This window comes from Ramlibacter tataouinensis TTB310, from assembly GCF_000215705.1.
GTDB classification, from domain to species: domain Bacteria; phylum Pseudomonadota; class Gammaproteobacteria; order Burkholderiales; family Burkholderiaceae_C; genus Ramlibacter; species Ramlibacter tataouinensis.
Genome location: NC_015677.1, coordinates 184,228 through 201,378, shown reverse-complemented (window position 1 = coordinate 201,378; position 17,151 = coordinate 184,228). Strand labels below are relative to the sequence as shown.

The following is a 17,151-nucleotide window of genomic DNA, read 5'->3' as shown; positions in this document are numbered from 1 at the left end:
GCCTCCTCTTGGAAGCTCTTCAATGTAGGTGGGACGATTTCCCATCCAGTAACCAAGCGTCTCTGACGCTACGGTTTAGTTACAGCTTAGGTCCAAGCTACTCAGGCAAGGCCGCGGCCAGCGTCTCGCGCGTGGCGCTGGCGACACGGCGGGCCGCCGCCACGAAGTCGTCCCCCGGGCTCGCATACAGGATGGCGCGCGACGAGTTCACCACGATGGGACCGTCCTGGCGCCAGCCGGCTCTCACCGTCGCCGACGCGTCGCCGCCCTGGGCACCCACGCCCGGGATCAGCAGCGGCACGGTGGGCGCGACCTGGCGCACCCGCTCGATCTCCTGCGGGTAGGTGGCGCCCACCACCAGGCCCAGCTGGCCATTGAGGTTCCAGGGGCCCTGGGCCAGCCGCGCCACGTGCTCGTACAGCAGCGGCTCGCCCGGCACGGAGGACAGGCGCTGGTTCTGCAGGTCGTCGCCGCCCGGGTTGGAGGTGCGGCACAGCAGGAAGGCGCCCTTGCCTTCGTACTTCAGGTAGGGCTGCACCGAATCCCAGCCCATGAAGGGCGACAGGGTCACCGCGTCGGCGCCGTAGCGCTCGAAGGCTTCCCTGGCGTACTGTTCGGCGGTCGAGCCGATGTCGCCGCGCTTGGCGTCCAGGATCACCGGCACCTGGGGCGCCGTGCGGCGCAGGTGTTCCATCAGGCGCTCCAGCTGCGCCTCGGCCCGGTGCGCCGCGAAGTAGGCGATCTGCGGCTTGAAGGCGATCGCCAGGTCGGCCGTGGCATCGACGATGCGCGCGCAGAAGTCGTAGATGCGGCCGGCATCGCCGCGCAAGGCGCCCGGGAACCGGGCGGGCTCCGGGTCCAGGCCCACGCACAACAGCGAGCCGTTGCGCCGCTGCGCCGCCAGCAGCATCTCGGTGAAGGTCATGGCGGCGATTGTAAGAACCGGTCCTGCCCCAGGGACAATCGCCGCCATGCCCACGCTCAGCCGCCAACAAGCCGTCCTCCTGGTGCTGCTCACCCTGGCCTGGGGCCTGAACTGGCCGGTGATGAAGCTGGGCGTCACCGAGTACCCGCCCCTGGGTTTTCGCGCGATGTCCATGTGGCTGGGGCTACCGCTGCTGGCCCTGGCCCTGGTGGTGCTCAAGGTGCCGTTCGGCCTGCCGCGCCGGCACTGGCCCGAGCTGCTGTGGCTGACGGCCGCCAACATGCTGGTCTGGCACGTCTGCATCATCCTGGCGCTGCGCACCCTGTCCGGCGGGCGCGCGGCGATCCTGGGCTACACCATGCCCATCTTCTCGGCGGTGATCGGCGCGTTGCTGTTCTCGACGCGCCTGTCCGGCCGCGCCTGGCTGGGCGTGGGCGCCGCCGCGCTCGGCGTGGTGCTGCTGCTGTGGCACGAGCTGACCGGCCTGGCCGGCCGGCCCGCGGGCGTGGGGCTGGCGCTGGTGGCCGCCGCGACCTGGGCGCTGGGCACGCAGTTGCTGCGCCGTACGCGCCTGCCCGTGCCCACGCTGGCCTTGGCCTTCTGGATGACCGTGCTGACCGCCGTGGCCATCACCGTGCTCGCGCTGGTGTTCGAGGGCACGCGGTGGCGCAGGCCCAATGCGCCCGCCGCCTGGGCCATCGCCTACAACGCGGTGCTGATCTTCGGCTTCGCACAGGCCGCCTGGTTCACCCTGGCGCGCGGCCTGCCGCCGGTGGCCTCGACCCTGAGCGTGATGTTCATCCCGGTGCTGGGCGTGTTCAGCGGCGCGCTGTGGCTGGGCGAGCGCCTGCACTGGCAGGACTGGGCGGCCGTGGGGCTGATGGTGGTGGCGATCGGGTCGGTGTTGTGGCCGGCGCGGCCGGCTCTTGCCAGCTCCGGCTGAAGCAACCGCTACCGCCGCACCTGCGCCGCCGCCTGTTGGTACAGCCCCTGCACCCGCGGGATGTTCTCCTGCAGGCGCCGGATGCGGTCGGGCCCGGTGGGGTGGGTGGACAGGAAAGCCGGCCCGCCGTTGCCGCCGCCAGAGGCCTGGCCCATCTTCTGCCACAGGCTCACCGCCGCCTGTGGCTGGAAGGCCGAGCGGGCGGCCAGCTCCAGGCCGACCAGGTCGGCCTCGATCTCGTCCTCGCGCGAGAAGCGCAGCGACAGCAGCTGCGTGCCCAGGTTGGCCGCCACCTCGCCCAGCTGGCCCAGCCCCAGCAGCTGGCCGATCACCGACAGGCCGATGCCCGTGCCCTGGGTCTTGGCGATGCGCTCGCGCGCGTGCTCGCGCAGTGCATGCGCCGCCTCGTGGCCCATGACCATGGCGGCCTCGTCGTCGGACAGCTGCAGCCGGTCCAGGATGCCGGTGAAAAAGGCGATCTTGCCGCCGGGCATGCAGAAGGCGTTGATCTGCTTGCTGCCGATCAGGTTGACCTCCCAGCGCCACTGCCGGGCCCGGCTGTTCCACTGGGTGCTGTTCGGGATGATGCGCGCGGCGATGGCGCGCAGCCGCTGCAGCTGCGGATGGTTCTCCGGCGCCAGGGCGCCCTGCTGGCGCGCCTGCGCCAGCATCTGGGCGTATTCCTTGGTGGCCGCCTGCTCCAGCTCCTCGGCCGGGATCAGGGTGCGCAGGCGGGACGGATCGTCCACCCTCACCTGGCCCAGCACCGGAGCAGCTGCAGCGGTTCCCGCGGCCAGCAGGAAGGCGCGGCGCGGCTGCCAGGGCGAGGATTTGGCCGGCGCGTGCGCCGGCGCATGCAAGGATGCGTCTCCGTTGGCGGCTGCGTAGCAGAGCTGGCACATGCCGCCAATCATAATGAGGCCACACCTCGGCCATGTCAGACAACACCATATCCCCGACTCGGACCATACGCCCCGCCGCCAGCTGGGGCCAGTCGCTGCGGGTCTACCTGGAGCCCGCCAGCCTGCGCATGCTCTTCCTGGGCTTCTCGGCCGGGCTGCCGCTGCTGCTGGTGCTGGGCACCTTGAGCTTCCGCCTGCGCGAGGCCGGCATCGACCGCACCACCATCGGCTACCTGTCCTGGGTGGGCCTGGCCTACGGCTTCAAGTGGGCCTGGGCGCCGCTGGTGGACCGGCTGCCCCTGCCCCTGCTCACGCGGCGGCTGGGGCGCCGGCGCGGCTGGCTGCTGCTGTCGCAGGCCGCCATCGTGGCCGGCCTGCTGGGCATGGCGCTGAACGATCCGCGCACCGCGCTGCAGGCGGTGGTGCTGTGCGCCCTGGTGGTGGCCTTCGGCTCGGCGACGCAGGACATCGCGCTGGACGCCTTCCGCATCGAGTCGGCCGGCACCGAGCGTCAGGCCGCGCTGGCCGCGGCCTACCAGACCGGCTACCGGCTGGCGATGATCTGGTCGGGCGCCGGCGTGCTGTGGATCGCCGCGCGGGCCGAGGTGCCGGCCGCCATGCCCGGCGCCCTCGCCTACCAGCACGGCGCCTGGCAGGCGGCCTACCTGGTGATGGCGGCCTCGATGGCGGTGGGCATCTTCACGGTGCTGCTGTCGCCCGAGCCGGCGCGGCGCGAGCTGCCGCCGGCCCGCAACGCGGCCGAGTGGCTGCGCTCCGCCGTGGTGGAGCCCTTCGCCGACTTCGTGCGCCGCTACCGCTGGCAGGCCGCCCTGATCCTGGCGCTGATCGCCGTCTACCGCATCAGCGACGTGGTGATGGGCATCATGGCCAACCCGTTCTACGTGGACATGGGCTACACCAAGGACGAGGTCGCGGCCGTGACCAAGGTCTACGGCGTGGTGATGACGCTGGCAGGCGCCTTCCTCGGTGGCGTGCTGGCGCTGCGCCTGGGCGTGATGCGGGTGCTGATGCTGGGCGCCGTGCTCAGCGCCGGCAGCAACCTGCTGTTCGCCTGGCTGGGTTCGCGCGGGCACGACCTCACCGGCCTGGTCTTCGTGATCTCCGCCGACAACCTGGCTTCGGGCATCGCCTCGGCCGCCTTCATCGCCTACCTGTCCAGCCTGACCAACATCAGCTACTCGGCCACCCAGTACGCCTTGTTCAGCTCCATCATGCTGCTGCTGCCCAAATTCCTGGCGGGCTATTCCGGCGCCTTCGTGGACGCCTTCGGCTACCCCAGCTTCTTCACCTGGACGGCGGCGCTGGGCGTGCCGGTGCTGCTGCTGGTGGCCCTGGCCAGCCGCGTCCAGGCCCGGCCCGCGGCCGGCCCGCGCTGAGCGCCGGCGTCGCGCCGGCGCGGCGTTTACCGAACTTTTACCGGCGCTTGGCGCGGCCGTGATGCGCCGCGCCCACCATGGCGGCACCGGTCTTACCGCTCGCGGGACGACTCAGTACCATGGCAGCCATGCAGCACATCCTGATGATCGAAGACGATGCCCGCCTTGCGCAGATGGTGGGCGAATACCTCGAGCGCTCGGGCTTTCGCGTGACCCATGCCATCGATGCCAAGGCGGGCCTGGCGCTGCTGCAGGAGCCCGGCCCGGCCGGCCGCACCGACCTGGTCCTGCTGGACCTGATGCTGCCCGACATGGACGGCCTAGAGGTGTGCCGCCGGGTGCGCGCCCTGCCGGGCGAACTGGGCAGCGTGCCGGTGCTGATGCTCACCGCCAAGGGCGACCCCATGGACCGCATCGTCGGCCTGGAGATCGGCGCCGACGACTACCTGCCCAAGCCGTTCGAGCCGCGCGAGCTGCTGGCGCGCATCCGCGCCATCCTGCGCCGGCGTGGTGGCGAGGGCACGCCGCCGGCGGCCAAGGTGATGCGCTTCGGCACGCTGGAGATCGACCGCGACGCCCGCATGGTCTCCGTGATGGAGCAGCCCTGCGACCTGACCTCCTACCAGTTCGACCTGCTGGTGGCGCTGGCCGAGCGCGCCGGCCGGGTGCTCACGCGCGACCAGATCATGGAGGCGGTGCGCGGCCGCGAGCTGGAGGCCTTCGACCGCTCGATCGACGTGCACATGGGCCGCATCCGCGCCGCCATCGAGGCCGACCCCAAGAACCCCAAGCGCATCCTCACCGTGCGCGGCGTGGGCTACGTGTTCGCCAAGCAGCAAGACTGACCGATGGCCGCCTGGCAAGGAAGCTGGCGCTTTCCGCTCTACCTGCGCCTGTGGCTGGCGGTGATCGCGGCGGTCGCGATCATCACCGTGGCCTTCGGCTGGCTCTGGCGCATGAACAACCAGCAGGCGCCCATGCGCGACGTGATCATCCGCGACGACGCCTCGGGCCAGGTGCTGGGCCAGGCCCGCACGCGGCCGGTGCGCACGCCCGGCCAGGGCGTGGAGTTCGAGGTCGCGATGAACGACGGCCGCACGCTGGTGGTCCAGATCCCGCCGCGCACCCGCTCGCCCGGCGAGGGCCCGCCCTCGCGCCCCTGGGCGCGCGGCACCTCGGGCCTGCTGTGGATGCTGGGCATCATGGCGCTGGCGGTGGTGATCGGCAGCTACCCCATCATCCGCCGGCTGACCCAGCGGCTGGAGTCGCTGCGCCGCGGCGTCGAACGCTGGGGCGAGGGCGACCTGGCCGTGCGGGTGGACGAGTCGGGCTCGGACGAGGCGGCCTTCCTGGCGCGCCGCTTCAACCACGCGGCCGAGCGGCTGGAGACCCTGATCAAGAGCCACAAGTCGCTGCTGGCCAACGCCTCGCACGAGCTGCGCTCGCCGCTGGCGCGCATCCGCATGGGCATCGAGCTGATGGGCGGCGACTCGCCGGCCGCCAAGGCCGAGATCACCCGCAACATCGCCGAGCTCGACCAGCTGATCGACGAGATCCTGCTGGCCAGCCGGCTCGATGCCCGGGCCACCGACGTCGGCACGCCGGAGCCGGTGGACCTGGCCGGCCTGGCGGCCGAGGAGTCGGCGCGTGCCGGCGCCGAGCTGGTCACCGAGGGCAGCGGCCCCTTCGTGGTCGAGGGGGTGGCCAAGCTGCTGCGCCGGGCCATCCGCAACCTGCTGGAGAACGCGCGGCGCTATGCCGACGGTCCGGTGCAGGTCGAGGTGGCGCCGGCCGGCGGCGACATGGTGGTGCGCGTGCGCGACCAGGGGCCGGGCGTGCCGCCGGACCAGCGCGAGCGCATCTTCGAGCCGTTCTACCGCCTGCCGGGCGCCAGCGAACGCGAAGGCGGCGTCGGCCTGGGGCTGGCCCTGGTGCGCTCCATCGCCCAGCGCCACCACGGTCGGGCGGTGTGCGAGGACGCGCCCGGCGGCGGCGCCTGCTTCGTGCTGCGCCTGCCGCGCCGGCAGCCCTGAGGCCTAGGGTCTGTCCTAGAGCGGGAACGCCGGCAGCGGCTCGCCCTGGGCGCCGGCCAGCGGCGGGGTGTGGGCCACGTTCATCACCCAGGAGACCATGACGAAGTAGCCGGCCAGCGTGGCCAGCTCCACCACGCCCTGCTCGCCAAAGGCCTGGAGCGCGGCCGCGTAGGCCGGCTCGCTGCTGCCGTGCTGGCGCAGCATCTCCTGCACGAAGTCCAGCGCCGCCTCCTCGTCGGCCGGCAGGCCGCGCGGGCGGGCGCCCTGGCGCAGCGCCTCCAGGGTGGCCTCGGCCACGCCGGCCTGGCGCGCCAGCGGTGCATGCATCAGCCACTCGAACTGGTTGCTCACGTGGCGCGCCGCGGCGCAGGTCACCAGCTCGCGGATGCGCGGCGCCAGCACGCCGTCGAAGCGCAGGTACTCGCCGACCCGGGCCACGCGGTCCATCAGCTCGGGGCTGCGCAGCAGCGGCAGGAAGGGGCCGTACACGCCCTTGCGCGGGCCATCGATCAGGGCCTGGGCGGCGCGGCGCTGGGCTTCGTCCATGCGGTCGGCCGCAGGCAGGGGCAGGCGCTCGCGCCAGGGCTGGGTCGAGCCTTGCGCCACGCGCGGCGGAAAGTCAGTGGACATGGGTCATCTCCTTGGTAAGGGGTGGGGCGTGGGCGCGCCACAGCCAGAAGGCGCTGCCCAGCAGGCCGGCGGCGCCCAGCTGCAGCGCCAGGTCGAGGCTGCCGGCGGCGCCCGGGCCGGACCAGCGCAGCAGCAGGTTGGACACCACCGGCCCGGCGATCTGCCCCAGGGCGAAGGCGGTGGTCATGCGGGCCACGGCGCGCGCCGCGTCGGCGCCGGCGCGGACGCGGATCTCCTGCACCCCGGCCAGCGTGGCGACCATGAAGGTGCCGCCCACCAGCAGGGCCGACAAGGCGATGGACCAGCCGGCCAGCCACAGGCTGGGCAGCAGCACGCCCAGGCCCATCAGCGCCTGCGACACGGCCCAGACCTGCAGCCGCGAGGCGCGCCGCAGCCACCAGCCGGCCAGCGGCGCCGACACGGCGGCGGTCAGGCCGAACACCGGCCAGGCCAGCCCGAACAGCCGCGGGTCGTCGACCACGCCGCGCGCCAGCACCGGCAGGAAGGTGGCGGGCAGGATGTAGCCGAAGCCGAACAGGCCATAGCTCAGCACCAGGCCACCGGTGCGTACCGGCGCCGTGCCGCCGGCGGTCGGACCGGCGATCGGCGCGGCCGCGGGCGCCGCCGGCAGGCGCCGCAGCACAGCCAGCACCGGCACGGTCAGCACCAGGGCCAGCAGGCCCAGCTGCCACCACAGCGCCGCCGCGCCGACCTGCAGCACACCGCCCGCCAGGCAGTACAGCCCGGCCAGCGCGATGCCGCTGCCCACGCCCGCGTACAGCGCGCTGGCCCAGCCGGTGGAGCCGTGCCGCGCCAGCGCATTGAGGCACCAGACGCTGGTGGCGACGAAGGCCCAGGCGCTGGCCACGCCCGCGGCCAGGCGCAACGCGGCCCAGGCTGGCACCGGCAGCGGCAAGGCCATGGCGGCGGTCAGCACCACCGTCAGCATCAGCGCCGCCACCGCCAGCCGCGCCGGCCGCAGCGGCAGGCGCGAGGCCGTCAGCGCGCCGGCCAGGTAGCCGGCGTAGTTGGCGGCGGCCAGCCAGCCGCCGCCGGCCACGTCGAGCTGGCCGCCCTGGATCATCAGCGGCAGCTGCGGCGTGAAGGCGAAGCGGCCGATGCCCATGGCCACCGCCAGCGACAGGGCGCCGGCCAGGCCGATGGCGGCGGCGCCGGGCAGCGCGGCAGAGGGGGCGTCGTCCTTGTTTGCCATGGCCCGGCATTACATCCAGAATCGGCGCAGCGCACAAATGAATAAATCTGGTCTTCCGTTCTCGCTGTGAGAAGCATCGATCTGGACTCGCTGGAGATCTTCCGCACCGTGGTGCAGGAAGGCGGCGTGGTGCGCGCGGCCGGCAAGCTCGGCCGCGTGCAGTCCAACGTGACCACGCGCATCAAGCAGCTGGAGCAGCGCCTGGGCCGGCCGCTGTTCCGCCGGCAGGGCCGCTCGCTGGTGCTCTCGCCCGAGGGCGAGTTGCTGCTGTCGTACGCCCAGCGCCTGTTCCGCCTGGCCGACGAGGCCGAGAGCGAGCTGCGCACCGGCCGGCCCAGGGGCGTGCTGCGCGTGGGCTCCCTGGAGAGCACCGCCGGCAGCCGCCTGGCGCCGCTGCTGTCGCGCTTCCACCAGCTGTACCCCGGCGTGGTGGTCGAGCTGGCCACCGGCACCACCGGCGCGCTGCTGCAGCGGGTCGCGAACTTCGAGCTGGAGGCGGCCTTCGTCTCGGAGCCGTTCACCGCGCCCGGACTGCAGGCCCTGCCGGTGTTCGAGGAGGAACTGGTGCTGGTGACCGGCAAGGACGTGGCTGCCGTGCGCCAGGCGCGCGACCTGGCCGGGCTGACGCTGATCGCCTTCGCCTCCGGCTGCTCCTATCGCAAGCGGCTGGAGGACTGGCTGGGCGCCTCGGCCGTGATGCCGGCGCGCACCCTGGAGTTCGCGTCCTACCAGGCGATGATCGCCTGCGTGGCGGCCGGCACCGGCTTCGCCATCGTGCCCCGGTCGTTGCTGCTGGCGCTGCGCGCCGCCAGCGACGTGCGGCAGCACGAGCTGCCTGCCCGGGTGCGGCGCAACCGCACCCATCTGGTGTGGCACGGCGATCCGTCCACCGCCTTGCAGCGGCTTCAGGACCTGCTGGCCGCCTGAAGCAGCCCGGCCACGCGCGCGGGGGCCACGTCCTCCAGGCAGCGGTGATGGCCCAGTGGGCACTCGCGCTGGAAGCAGGGCGCGCACTCCAGCGGCGGCTGGTAGTGCGGGTCGTCCTTGAGCCAGACCACCCGGGCGCTGTCGTTCAGCGGCGGCGTGTGCAGCGGGCTGGAGGAGCCGAACAGCGCGACCTGCGGGATGCCGAATGCCGCCGCCACGTGCATCAGTCCCGAGTCGTTGCTGACCATGGCGCGCGCGCCCGCGATCAGCGCGAACGCGTCGGCCAGCGAGGTCCGGCCGGCCAGGTTTCGGCAGTGCGCGCCGCCGTCCCGCGCGATGGCCTCGCACACGGCTGCGTCCTTGCCGGAGCCGAGCAGCAGCACCGGCAGTGGCTGGTCCGCGGCCAGCGCGGCGTAATGGCGCTCGGGCCAGCGCTTGGACGGCCCGAACTCGGCCCCCGGCGCGAACACCAGGTAGGACCGCGGCGCCAGGCCATGGGCCGCCAGCACGGCCTCCATGGCCTGCGGCGGCAGCCGCAACGCCGGACGGTCCTGGGCCAGGCCCTCCGTCTGCCCGCTGAGCGCCGAATAGAAGGCCACCATGGGCGGCTTGTTCCCCGGGTTCTTCAGCCGGTGCGTGAGCAGCCCCACCCGGGCCTCGCCCAGGTAGCCCACGCGCTGCGGGATGCCGGCCAGGAAGGGCAGCAGCGCGCTCTTGAGCGAATTGGGCAGCACGTAGGCGGTGTCGAAACGCCCCTGGAACTGCCGCGCCAGCCGGCGCCGCGCGCCGAGCTGCAGGCCGCCGTGCTGGAACGGGAACTCGATGACCTCGGCCACCTGCGGCATGGCCCGGTACACCGGCGCCACCCAGGGCACGGCGCCGACGGTGAGCCGCTCGCCGCGAGCCTGCAGGCGCCGCAGCAGCGGTTCGGTCATCACCGCGTCGCCGATCCACTGCGGCGCGATGACAAGTGATTCAGCCATGGAAGCCTGCCTGTTCAAGCGGCCACCGCGGAACCGGCTTTGCCGGGCCGCTGGTGGCGCCCCCTCGGGGGGAGGCGGCCGCAGGCCGCTTCGGGGGGGTCAAAGCCTTTCGCCGGCTTTCAGCTTGTAGACCGTGCCGCAGTACGCGCACTTGGCCTCGCCGCTGCGCGCCACGTCCAGGTAGATGCGCGGGTGGCTGTTCCACAGCTTCATGTCGGCCCTGGGGCTGGGGCAGAAGATGCCGCCGTTGGCGTTCAGGTCCTTGGCCAGCAGCTCGACGACGGCTTCCTTCTTCTTGGGGGCGGCAGTGGTCATGGCAGGGAGTTCAGACGGCGGTCAGCCAGTGGGCGTACTGGGGATTGCGGCCGTTCACGATGTCGAAGAAGGCCGACTGGATCTTCTCGGTCACCGGGCCGCGCGAGCCGGCGCCGATCGGCACCCGGTCCAGCTCGCGGATGGGCGTGACCTCGGCGGCGGTGCCGGTGAAGAAGGCCTCGTCGGCGATGTAGACCTCGTCGCGGGTGATGCGCTTCTGCACGATCTCGATGCCGAGGTCCTTGCAGATGTGGAACACGGTGTTGCGCGTGATGCCGTTGAGCGCGCCGGCCGACAGGTCGGGCGTGTAGACCACGCCGCCCTTGATGACGAAGACGTTCTCGCCGGCACCTTCGCTGACGAAGCCCGAGCTGTCCAGCAGCAGCGCCTCGTCGTAGCCGTCGTCCACCGCCTCCATGTTGGCCAGGATGGAGTTGGTGTAGTTGGACACCGCCTTGGCCTGGGTCATGGTGATGTTGACGTGGTGCCGGGTGTAGCTGGAGGTCTTGACCCGGATGCCGCGCTTGAGGCCTTCCTCGCCCAGGTAGGCGCCCCAGGCCCAGGCGGCCACCATCAGGTGGATCTGGTTGCCCTTGGGGCTGACGCCCAGCTTTTCGGAGCCGATCCAGGCCAGCGGCCGCAGGTAGCAGCTGTCCAGCTTGTTGGCGCGCACCACGGCCTTCTGCGCCTCGTTGACCTCCTCCTTGGAAAAGGGCAGCTGCATGCGCAGGATCTTGGCGCTGTTGAACAGGCGCTCGGTGTGCTCCTGCAGGCGGAAGATGGCCGTGCCCTTGGCGGTCTTGTAGGCGCGCACGCCCTCGAAGGCGCCGCAGCCGTAGTGCAGGGTGTGGGTCAGGACGTGGATCTTGGCGTTGCGCCAGTCGACCATCTCACCGTCCATCCAGATCTTGCCGTCTCGGTCGGCCAGGGAAGGTACAACGCTCATGTCTCTCGTCCTTTGCTCGGGGTCAGCAGCAACAGCGGCAGCAAACGCGAGATTTTACCGGGCGTCCGCCGGTACATCGCCGGCCTCGGCCGGCGGGCGGTACAGCGACCAGCTCGCCAGCTTGCCGCCGGTGAATTCGCAGGTCACGTGCGAGCCGCCGTTGTCTGTCCAGCGGAACACCTCGGGCTGCTGGTCCTTGGGCGAGAGCTGCTGGCCCAGCGAACGCGTCAGCGCCACCACGTGCAGCAGGTTCACGCCGGGGCGCAGCTTGGCATTGAGCATCACCGCGCTGGCGACCCAGCCCACCGGCCGGTCGGCGGCGCGCTTGAGCACCGCCATCAGCCGGGTGAAATGCAGCAGCACCCACAGCACCAGGACGCTGACGGCGAAGGCCACACCTTGCCAGCCGTAGGCACGCCAGGCGCCGAAGACGATGGCCGCGCCGGCGATGGGCAGGACGATCTTGCGCAGGTTCATGGAGCGATTGTCGATGCACGCGGCCTCAGGGGCTGATGAGGACTTCGGCGCCCACCGTCACCGCGTCGAAGATCTCCACCAGGTCGGCGGCGCCGACCCGGATGCAGCCATGCGACACGGGCTGTCCGATGTCCTGCTCGTAGGGGGTGCCGTGGAGGTAGATGAAGCGGCGCAGGGTGTCGACCTCGCCGCCGCGGTTCACGCCCTGCTCCAGGCCGTCCAGCCACAGGATGCGCGTGAGCACCCAGTCGCGGCCCGGAAAGCGCCGCCCCAGCTCGCCGTCATAGATTTCCCCGGTGGCGCGGCGGCGCCGGAACACGGTGCCGACGGGGCAGCCGTCGCCGATCTTGAGCCGGACACGATGGCGGCCGATGGGCGTGCAGAAACTGCCTGAGCGGCAGCCGGCGCCATTCGCAGCCGTGGACACCCGATAGATGCGATCAGTTCCATCCGGCCCGACCAGTCGCAAGCTCTGATCCGCTATGGAGATCAACATCCTCAAACCACCCATAGCAAGCCGCCTCCCACCTTGGCCCAGCTCCTCATGCCAAACCCCGCACCACGTCCATCGCCTGCTCGATGCGTTCCACCGGGTGGATGGTCAGCCCTTCCAACTCGCGGCTGCCTTTCTTGGGCGCGTTGGCCTTGGGCACCACGGCGACGGAAAAACCGAGCTTGGCCGCCTCGCGCAGCCGCTCCTGGCCGCGCGGCGCGGGGCGCACCTCGCCGGCCAGGCCGACCTCGCCGAAGGCGATGAAGCCCTTGGGCAGGGGCTTGCCGCGCAAGGACGAGGTGATGGCCAGCATGACCGCCAGGTCGGCCGCCGGCTCGCTGATGCGCACCCCGCCCACCGCGTTGACGAACACGTCCTGGTCCATGCAGGCCACGCCGGCGTGGCGGTGCAGCACCGCCAGCAGCATGGCCAGGCGGTCGCGCTCCAGGCCCACCGACAGGCGGCGCGGGCTGGGGCCGCCGCTGTCCACCAGGGCCTGGATCTCCACCAGCATGGGGCGCGTGCCCTCCAGCGTGACCAGCACGCAGCTGCCCGGCACCGGCTCGGCGTGCTGCGACAAAAAGATCGCGCTGGGGTTGGCGACGCCCTTGAGGCCCTTTTCCGTCATGGCGAACACGCCGATCTCGTTGACGGCGCCGAAGCGGTTCTTGATGGCGCGCACCAGGCGGAAGCTGGAATGGGTGTCGCCCTCGAAGTACAGCACGGTGTCCACCATGTGCTCCAGCACGCGCGGGCCGGCCAGGGCGCCTTCCTTGGTCACGTGGCCCACCAGCACCACGCTGGTGCCGCTGGCCTTGGCGGCGCGCGTGAGGTGCGCCGCGCATTCGCGCACCTGCGCCACCGAGCCAGGCGCCGAGGTGAGCTGGTCGGAGTAGACGGTCTGGATGGAGTCGATCACGGCCACCGCAGGCCGGGCGGCGTTGAGCGTCGCCAGGATCTTCTCCAGCTGGATCTCGGCCAGCACCTTCACCTGCGAGTTGTCCAGCCCGAGCCGGCGCGAGCGCAGCGCCACCTGTGCGCCCGACTCCTCGCCGGTGACGTACAGCGAGGGCACGTCGGCCCTTTGCAGCCCGTCCAGCGCCTGCAGCAGCAGCGTGGACTTGCCGATGCCGGGGTCGCCGCCGATCAGCACCACGCCGCCCTCGACGATGCCGCCGCCCAGCACCCGGTCCAGCTCGGCTATGCCGGTGGGCGTGCGCGCCACGTCGGCGGCCTCGATGTCGGCCAGCACCGCGAGCTCGGAAGTCGACGCCAGCGCGGCGAAGCGGTTGCGGCCCGGCCCCGCCGCGCCCTCCGGCACCGTCTCCACCAGCGTGTTCCAGGCGTTGCAGTGCGGGCATTTGCCCTGCCACTTGGGGGTGCTGCCGCCGCATTCGGTGCAGCTGTAGATCGTCTTGTCCTTGGCCATGACCGCAAGTGTAGGCAGCCCGTGCCGATTCAACCGAGCCGCACCGCCCGCGCGGTTTGCGCGGATTTGCCCGGCGCCGCGGAAACATTTAATATGTTAATCAATTAGCCATGAGCACCACCCCCTTCGCCCACCGCAACCTCCCCCGCCTGCTGCTGCAGGCGCGCGAAGCCGTCATGGCCCACAACCGGCCGCGCCTGCGCGAGCACGGGCTGTCGGACCAGCAGTGGCGGGTGCTGCGGGTGCTGGGCGAGCACGGCACGGTGGAGACCGGCCGGGTGGCGCGCGAGGCGTTCATCCTGGGGCCCAGCCTCACCGGCGTGCTGGCGCGCATGGAGCGCGACGGCCTGATCCGGCGCGAGCGCGACCCGGCCGACCAGCGGCGCACCGTGGTGGAGGCCACGGCCAAGGGCCGCAAGCTGGTGGACAAGCTCTCGCACGCCGTCGAGGCGCACTACCAGTGGATGGAAGCCACCCTGGGCAAGGCCAAGCTCCAGCAGCTCTACCGGCTGTTGGACGAGCTGATCGAGCTGGAGCAGCCCGGCGCCGGCCCGGGGCGTCCTTCGCGGCGCAATGGCGCGGCGCCGCAGGCGGAGGCACCGGCATGAGCTATCTACCCCGCGGCACGGTGTACGGCACGCTGCTGAACTTCCGCAGCGAGTTCGAGGCCCTGCGCCCGCAGATGGACCAGGCGCCCTACAAGGCGCCGCCCCGGGCGCCGGTGCTGTACGTCAAGACGGCCAACACCTTCAGCCCGCATGGCGCGGCGATCGCGCTGCCGCCCGGGGTGGCGGACGTCGAGATCGGCGCCACGCTCGGCATGGTGATGAAGAACGCGACCGAGGTCGCCGGCTGCGTGCTGATGAACGACCTGTCCCTCCCGCACGCCAGCTTCTTCCGCCCGCCCGTGAAGTTCAAGTGCCTGGACGGCTTCCTGGGCGTCGGGCTGCAGGTGCGCCCGGCCGACCCGGCGACCCTGCGGATCGAGGTGCGCATCAACGGCGAGCTGCGCCAGACGGTGCGCTTCGACGCGCTGGTGCGCGCGCCGGCCAACCTGCTGGCGGACGTGGCCGGCTTCATGACCCTGGGCGAGGGCGACGTGCTGCTGCTGGGCTGCGACGCGCCGCGTCCGCGCGCCCGCGCCGGCGACCGCGTCGAGCTGCACTCGCCGGCGCTGGGCACCCTGTCCAACACCCTGGTGGCGCAGGCCTCATGAAGCAAGCCCGTGTCGTGCATGAAGGCCGCGTCCAGCCCGCCGTCGAGCGGGACGGCCGGCTGCTGCTGGCCGACGGTCGCAGCGTGGGCTTCGATGCCGTCACCTGGCTGCCGCCGGTGGCGCCGGTGCCGCAGCCGCGCACCATCCTGGCCCTGGGCCTGAACTACGCCGACCACGCCAAGGAGCTGGCCTTCAAGGCACCCGAGGAGCCGCTGGTCTTCCTCAAGGGCGAGCGCGCGCTCAATGGCCACCGCCAGCGCACCCGCCGCCCGCCCGACGTCCGGTTCATGCACTACGAGTGCGAGCTCACGGTGGTGATCGGCCGCACGGCCAAAAAGGTGCGCCGCGGCGACGCCTACGACTTCATCGCCGGCTACACGGTGGCCAACGACTACGCCATCCGCGACTACCTGGAGAACTGGTACCGGCCCAACCTGCGGGTGAAGAACCGCGACGGCGCCACGCCGCTGGGGCCCTTCCTGGTGGATCGCGCGGACGTGCCGGACCCGATGAACCTGGCCCTGCGCACCACGGTGAACGGCAAGCTCACGCAGTCCGGCCATACCCGGGACATGATCTTCGACGTGCCCTTCCTCGTCGAGTACTTCTCCAGCTTCATGACCCTGCAGCCCGGCGACCTGATCCTCACCGGCACGCCCGACGGCGTGGTGGACTGCCGGCCCGGCGACGTGGTCGTCACCGAGATCGAGGGCCTGGGCGCCCTCGAGAACACCATCGAATGAACCCGCCTCCATGAAGATCGACCACCTGATCGGCGGCAAGGCGCAGGCCGGCCGCGACTACTTCCCCACCGTGAACCCGGCCACGCAGGAGGTGCTGGCCGAGGTGGCGTCGGGCGGCGAGGCCGAGGTGCAGGCCGCCGTCGCGGCCGCCAAGGCCGCCTTCCCTGCCTGGGCGGGAATGCCCGCGCCGCAGCGCGCCAGGCTGATCCGCAGGCTGGGCGACTTGGTCGCCGCCCACGTGCCCGCGATCGCCCGCACCGAGACCGACGACACCGGCCAGGTGATCGCCCAGACCGGCAAGCAGCTGGTGCCGCGCGCGGCCGACAACTTCCACTACTTCGCCGAGATGTGCACGCGGGTGGACGGCCACACCTACCCGACCGAGACGCACCTCAACTACACGCTGTTCCACCCGGTGGGCGTGTGCGCGCTGATCTCGCCCTGGAACGTGCCTTTCATGACGGCCACCTGGAAGGTCGCGCCCTGCCTGGCCTTCGGCAACACGGCGGTGCTGAAGATGAGCGAGCTGTCGCCGCTGACCGCCGCGCGCCTGGGCGAGCTGGCGCTGGAGGCCGGCATCCCGCCGGGCGTGCTCAACATCGTGCACGGCTGGGGCAGGGAGGCGGGCGAGCCGCTGGTGCGGCACCCGGACGTGCGCGCCATCTCCTTCACCGGCTCCACGGCCACCGGCAACCGCATCGTCCAGCAGGCGGGCCTGAAGAAGTTCAGCATGGAGCTGGGCGGCAAGTCGCCCTTCGTCGTTTTCGACGACGCCGACCTGGCGCGCGCGCTGGATGCCGCCGTCTTCATGATCTTCTCCAACAACGGCGAGCGCTGCACGGCCGGCAGCCGCATCCTGGTGCAGCAGTCCATCTACGCCGACTTCGTGCAGAAGTTCGTGGAGCGGGCCGGGCGCATCACCGTGGGCGACCCGCTGGACGAGAAGACCATCATCGGTCCCATGATCTCGCAGGCCCACCTGGCCAAGGTGCGCAGCTACATCGAGCTGGGGCCGAAGGAAGGCGCCATGCTGCTGTGCGGCGGGCTCGATGCGCCGCTGCTGCCCGACCGGGTGAAGAAGGGCAACTACGTCATGCCCACCGTGTTCGCCGACGTGGACAACCGCATGAGGATCGCCCAGGACGAGATCTTCGGCCCGGTGGCCTGCCTGATCCCGTTCCGGGACGAGCCCGACGCCATCCGCATCGCCAACGACATCGCCTACGGCCTGTCCAGCTACGTCTGGACCGAGAACATCGGCCGCGCGCACCGGGTGGCCGCCGCCGTCGAGGCCGGCATGTGCTTCGTCAACAGCCAGAACGTAAGAGACTTGCGCCAGCCTTTCGGCGGCACCAAGGCCTCGGGCACGGGACGCGAGGGCGGCACCTGGAGCTACGAGGTGTTCCTGGAGCCGAAGAACGTGGCGGTGTCGCTGGGGTCGCACCACATTCCGCGGTGGGGGGTCTGATGGTGAAAGTGGCGCACGCGTTCCGGCACGGTGGCGGGATCCGGCGGCTGGGGTGCCCTGCTCCGCTCATGTCCCCCGGACAGGGCTGTGCCCTATCCTCCTCCTTTACTT

19 protein-coding genes are annotated in these 17,151 nt (G+C 71.7%); 9 read left to right on the top strand and 10 right to left on the bottom strand.

The window, feature by feature from the left end; translation table 11 throughout:
- Positions 1 to 97 precede the first annotated feature (97 nt).
- Positions 98 to 925 (bottom strand): orotidine-5'-phosphate decarboxylase, encoded by an 828-nt coding sequence (gene pyrF / locus RTA_RS00970; protein WP_193384806.1) that lies wholly within the window; start codon positions 923 to 925, stop codon positions 98 to 100.
- 46 nt (positions 926 to 971) lie between these two features.
- Between pyrF and RTA_RS00965 the strand changes: the two genes are divergently transcribed.
- Positions 972 to 1,868, top strand: a complete 897-nt coding sequence (locus RTA_RS00965; protein WP_013899494.1) for a DMT family transporter — start codon at positions 972 to 974, stop codon at positions 1,866 to 1,868.
- 8 nt (positions 1,869 to 1,876) lie between these two features.
- Here RTA_RS00965 and RTA_RS00960 read toward each other — a convergent pair whose 3' ends face one another.
- Positions 1,877 to 2,782 carry a M48 family metallopeptidase gene (locus tag RTA_RS00960; RefSeq protein ID WP_013899493.1) on the bottom strand — a complete coding sequence of 302 codons (906 nt, stop codon included), beginning with the start codon at positions 2,780 to 2,782 and terminating at the stop codon, positions 1,877 to 1,879.
- Between the two features lie 20 nt (positions 2,783 to 2,802).
- On the opposite strand from RTA_RS00960, the gene RTA_RS00955 reads away from it, so the two are divergent.
- The 3 genes from RTA_RS00955 to RTA_RS00945 all read left to right on the top strand — a co-directional run bounded on the left by RTA_RS00955 (position 2,803) and on the right by RTA_RS00945 (position 6,200).
- The gene (locus RTA_RS00955; protein WP_013899492.1) at positions 2,803 to 4,167 is read left to right on the top strand and encodes an AmpG family muropeptide MFS transporter; all 1,365 of its coding nucleotides are present in this window, start codon (positions 2,803 to 2,805) and stop codon (positions 4,165 to 4,167) included.
- Between the two features lie 119 nt (positions 4,168 to 4,286).
- Complete coding sequence (locus RTA_RS00950; protein WP_013899491.1) at positions 4,287 to 5,012, top strand: response regulator; 726 nt, start codon at positions 4,287 to 4,289, stop codon at positions 5,010 to 5,012.
- Positions 5,013 to 5,015: 3 nt separating this feature from the next.
- Positions 5,016 to 6,200: a sensor histidine kinase gene (locus RTA_RS00945; protein WP_013899490.1), complete on the top strand. Its 1,185-nt coding sequence runs from the start codon at positions 5,016 to 5,018 to the stop codon at positions 6,198 to 6,200.
- A 15-nt stretch (positions 6,201 to 6,215) separates the two neighbouring features.
- Here RTA_RS00945 and RTA_RS00940 read toward each other — a convergent pair whose 3' ends face one another.
- Both RTA_RS00940 and RTA_RS00935 read right to left on the bottom strand, forming a co-directional pair.
- Positions 6,216 to 6,830 carry a carboxymuconolactone decarboxylase family protein gene (locus RTA_RS00940; RefSeq protein ID WP_013899489.1) on the bottom strand — a complete coding sequence of 205 codons (615 nt, stop codon included), beginning with the start codon at positions 6,828 to 6,830 and terminating at the stop codon, positions 6,216 to 6,218.
- A complete protein-coding gene (locus tag RTA_RS00935; protein ID WP_013899488.1) occupies positions 6,820 to 8,043 on the bottom strand; it encodes a YbfB/YjiJ family MFS transporter in 1,224 nt (407 codons plus the stop codon). Before RTA_RS00935 ends, RTA_RS00940 begins: the two co-directional genes overlap by 11 nt.
- 66 nt (positions 8,044 to 8,109) lie before the next feature.
- Here RTA_RS00935 and RTA_RS00930 point away from each other — a divergent pair, with 66 nt between their 5' ends.
- Positions 8,110 to 8,970 carry a LysR family transcriptional regulator gene (locus RTA_RS00930; protein WP_041674935.1) on the top strand — a complete coding sequence of 287 codons (861 nt, stop codon included), beginning with the start codon at positions 8,110 to 8,112 and terminating at the stop codon, positions 8,968 to 8,970.
- On the opposite strand, the gene waaF is transcribed toward RTA_RS00930, so the two are convergent.
- The 6 genes from waaF to radA form a co-directional block, all read right to left on the bottom strand.
- Positions 8,949 to 9,953, bottom strand: coding sequence for a lipopolysaccharide heptosyltransferase II (waaF, locus tag RTA_RS00925; protein ID WP_013899486.1), 1,005 nt, complete (start codon positions 9,951 to 9,953; stop codon positions 8,949 to 8,951). The genes RTA_RS00930 and waaF overlap by 22 nt on opposite strands.
- A gap of 99 nt (positions 9,954 to 10,052) precedes the next feature.
- Positions 10,053 to 10,268, bottom strand: coding sequence for a zinc-finger domain-containing protein (locus RTA_RS00920; protein ID WP_013899485.1), 216 nt, complete (start codon positions 10,266 to 10,268; stop codon positions 10,053 to 10,055).
- Positions 10,269 to 10,278: 10 nt separating this feature from the next.
- Positions 10,279 to 11,214, bottom strand: a complete 936-nt coding sequence (locus RTA_RS00915) for a branched-chain amino acid transaminase (protein ID WP_013899484.1) — start codon at positions 11,212 to 11,214, stop codon at positions 10,279 to 10,281.
- A 54-nt stretch (positions 11,215 to 11,268) separates the two neighbouring features.
- Positions 11,269 to 11,691, bottom strand: coding sequence for a hypothetical protein (locus tag RTA_RS00910; protein ID WP_013899483.1), 423 nt, complete (start codon positions 11,689 to 11,691; stop codon positions 11,269 to 11,271).
- 25 nt (positions 11,692 to 11,716) lie between these two features.
- The gene (locus RTA_RS00905) at positions 11,717 to 12,187 is read right to left on the bottom strand and encodes a L,D-transpeptidase (RefSeq protein ID WP_013899482.1); all 471 of its coding nucleotides are present in this window, start codon (positions 12,185 to 12,187) and stop codon (positions 11,717 to 11,719) included.
- Between the two features lie 46 nt (positions 12,188 to 12,233).
- Positions 12,234 to 13,613 (bottom strand): DNA repair protein RadA, encoded by a 1,380-nt coding sequence (gene radA / locus RTA_RS00900; RefSeq protein WP_041674933.1) that lies wholly within the window; start codon positions 13,611 to 13,613, stop codon positions 12,234 to 12,236.
- A 110-nt stretch (positions 13,614 to 13,723) separates the two neighbouring features.
- Here radA and hpaR point away from each other — a divergent pair, with 110 nt between their 5' ends.
- Genes hpaR through hpaE form a run of 4 tightly spaced genes read left to right on the top strand, consistent with a single transcriptional unit; the run spans position 13,724 to position 17,040 of the window.
- The gene (hpaR, locus tag RTA_RS00895) at positions 13,724 to 14,221 is read left to right on the top strand and encodes a homoprotocatechuate degradation operon regulator HpaR (protein ID WP_049871194.1); all 498 of its coding nucleotides are present in this window, start codon (positions 13,724 to 13,726) and stop codon (positions 14,219 to 14,221) included.
- Positions 14,218 to 14,829: a fumarylacetoacetate hydrolase family protein gene (locus RTA_RS00890; RefSeq protein ID WP_013899479.1), complete on the top strand. Its 612-nt coding sequence runs from the start codon at positions 14,218 to 14,220 to the stop codon at positions 14,827 to 14,829. The genes hpaR and RTA_RS00890 overlap by 4 nt, the downstream gene beginning before the upstream one ends.
- Complete coding sequence (locus RTA_RS00885) at positions 14,826 to 15,572, top strand: fumarylacetoacetate hydrolase family protein (protein ID WP_013899478.1); 747 nt, start codon at positions 14,826 to 14,828, stop codon at positions 15,570 to 15,572. The genes RTA_RS00890 and RTA_RS00885 overlap by 4 nt, the downstream gene beginning before the upstream one ends.
- Positions 15,573 to 15,582: 10 nt before the next feature.
- Complete coding sequence (hpaE, locus tag RTA_RS00880; protein ID WP_013899477.1) at positions 15,583 to 17,040, top strand: 5-carboxymethyl-2-hydroxymuconate semialdehyde dehydrogenase; 1,458 nt, start codon at positions 15,583 to 15,585, stop codon at positions 17,038 to 17,040.
- Positions 17,041 to 17,151 lie beyond the last annotated feature (111 nt).

Excerpts from the sequence above, each read along its gene's own strand:
- RTA_RS00920 (WP_013899485.1), bottom strand. The coding sequence starts at position 10,268 with ATGACCACTGCCGCCCCCAAGAAGAAGGAAGCCGTCGTCGAGCTGCTG.
- RTA_RS00940 (WP_013899489.1), bottom strand. The coding sequence starts at position 6,830 with ATGTCCACTGACTTTCCGCCGCGCGTGGCGCAAGGCTCGACCCAGCCC.
- RTA_RS00950 (WP_013899491.1), top strand. The coding sequence starts at position 4,287 with ATGGCAGCCATGCAGCACATCCTGATGATCGAAGACGATGCCCGCCTT.
- RTA_RS00905 (WP_013899482.1), bottom strand. The coding sequence starts at position 12,187 with ATGTTGATCTCCATAGCGGATCAGAGCTTGCGACTGGTCGGGCCGGAT.
- RTA_RS00915 (WP_013899484.1), bottom strand. The coding sequence starts at position 11,214 with ATGAGCGTTGTACCTTCCCTGGCCGACCGAGACGGCAAGATCTGGATG.
- RTA_RS00955 (WP_013899492.1), top strand. The coding sequence starts at position 2,803 with ATGTCAGACAACACCATATCCCCGACTCGGACCATACGCCCCGCCGCC.
- waaF (WP_013899486.1), bottom strand. The coding sequence starts at position 9,953 with ATGGCTGAATCACTTGTCATCGCGCCGCAGTGGATCGGCGACGCGGTG.
- RTA_RS00890 (WP_013899479.1), top strand. The coding sequence starts at position 14,218 with ATGAGCTATCTACCCCGCGGCACGGTGTACGGCACGCTGCTGAACTTC.
- RTA_RS00960 (WP_013899493.1), bottom strand. The coding sequence starts at position 2,782 with ATGATTGGCGGCATGTGCCAGCTCTGCTACGCAGCCGCCAACGGAGAC.
- RTA_RS00935 (WP_013899488.1), bottom strand. The coding sequence starts at position 8,043 with ATGGCAAACAAGGACGACGCCCCCTCTGCCGCGCTGCCCGGCGCCGCC.
- radA (WP_041674933.1), bottom strand. The coding sequence starts at position 13,613 with ATGGCCAAGGACAAGACGATCTACAGCTGCACCGAATGCGGCGGCAGC.
- RTA_RS00965 (WP_013899494.1), top strand. The coding sequence starts at position 972 with ATGCCCACGCTCAGCCGCCAACAAGCCGTCCTCCTGGTGCTGCTCACC.
- pyrF (WP_193384806.1), bottom strand. The coding sequence starts at position 925 with ATGACCTTCACCGAGATGCTGCTGGCGGCGCAGCGGCGCAACGGCTCG.
- hpaR (WP_049871194.1), top strand. The coding sequence starts at position 13,724 with ATGAGCACCACCCCCTTCGCCCACCGCAACCTCCCCCGCCTGCTGCTG.
- RTA_RS00885 (WP_013899478.1), top strand. The coding sequence starts at position 14,826 with ATGAAGCAAGCCCGTGTCGTGCATGAAGGCCGCGTCCAGCCCGCCGTC.
- RTA_RS00945 (WP_013899490.1), top strand. The coding sequence starts at position 5,016 with ATGGCCGCCTGGCAAGGAAGCTGGCGCTTTCCGCTCTACCTGCGCCTG.
- hpaE (WP_013899477.1), top strand. The coding sequence starts at position 15,583 with ATGAAGATCGACCACCTGATCGGCGGCAAGGCGCAGGCCGGCCGCGAC.
- RTA_RS00910 (WP_013899483.1), bottom strand. The coding sequence starts at position 11,691 with ATGAACCTGCGCAAGATCGTCCTGCCCATCGCCGGCGCGGCCATCGTC.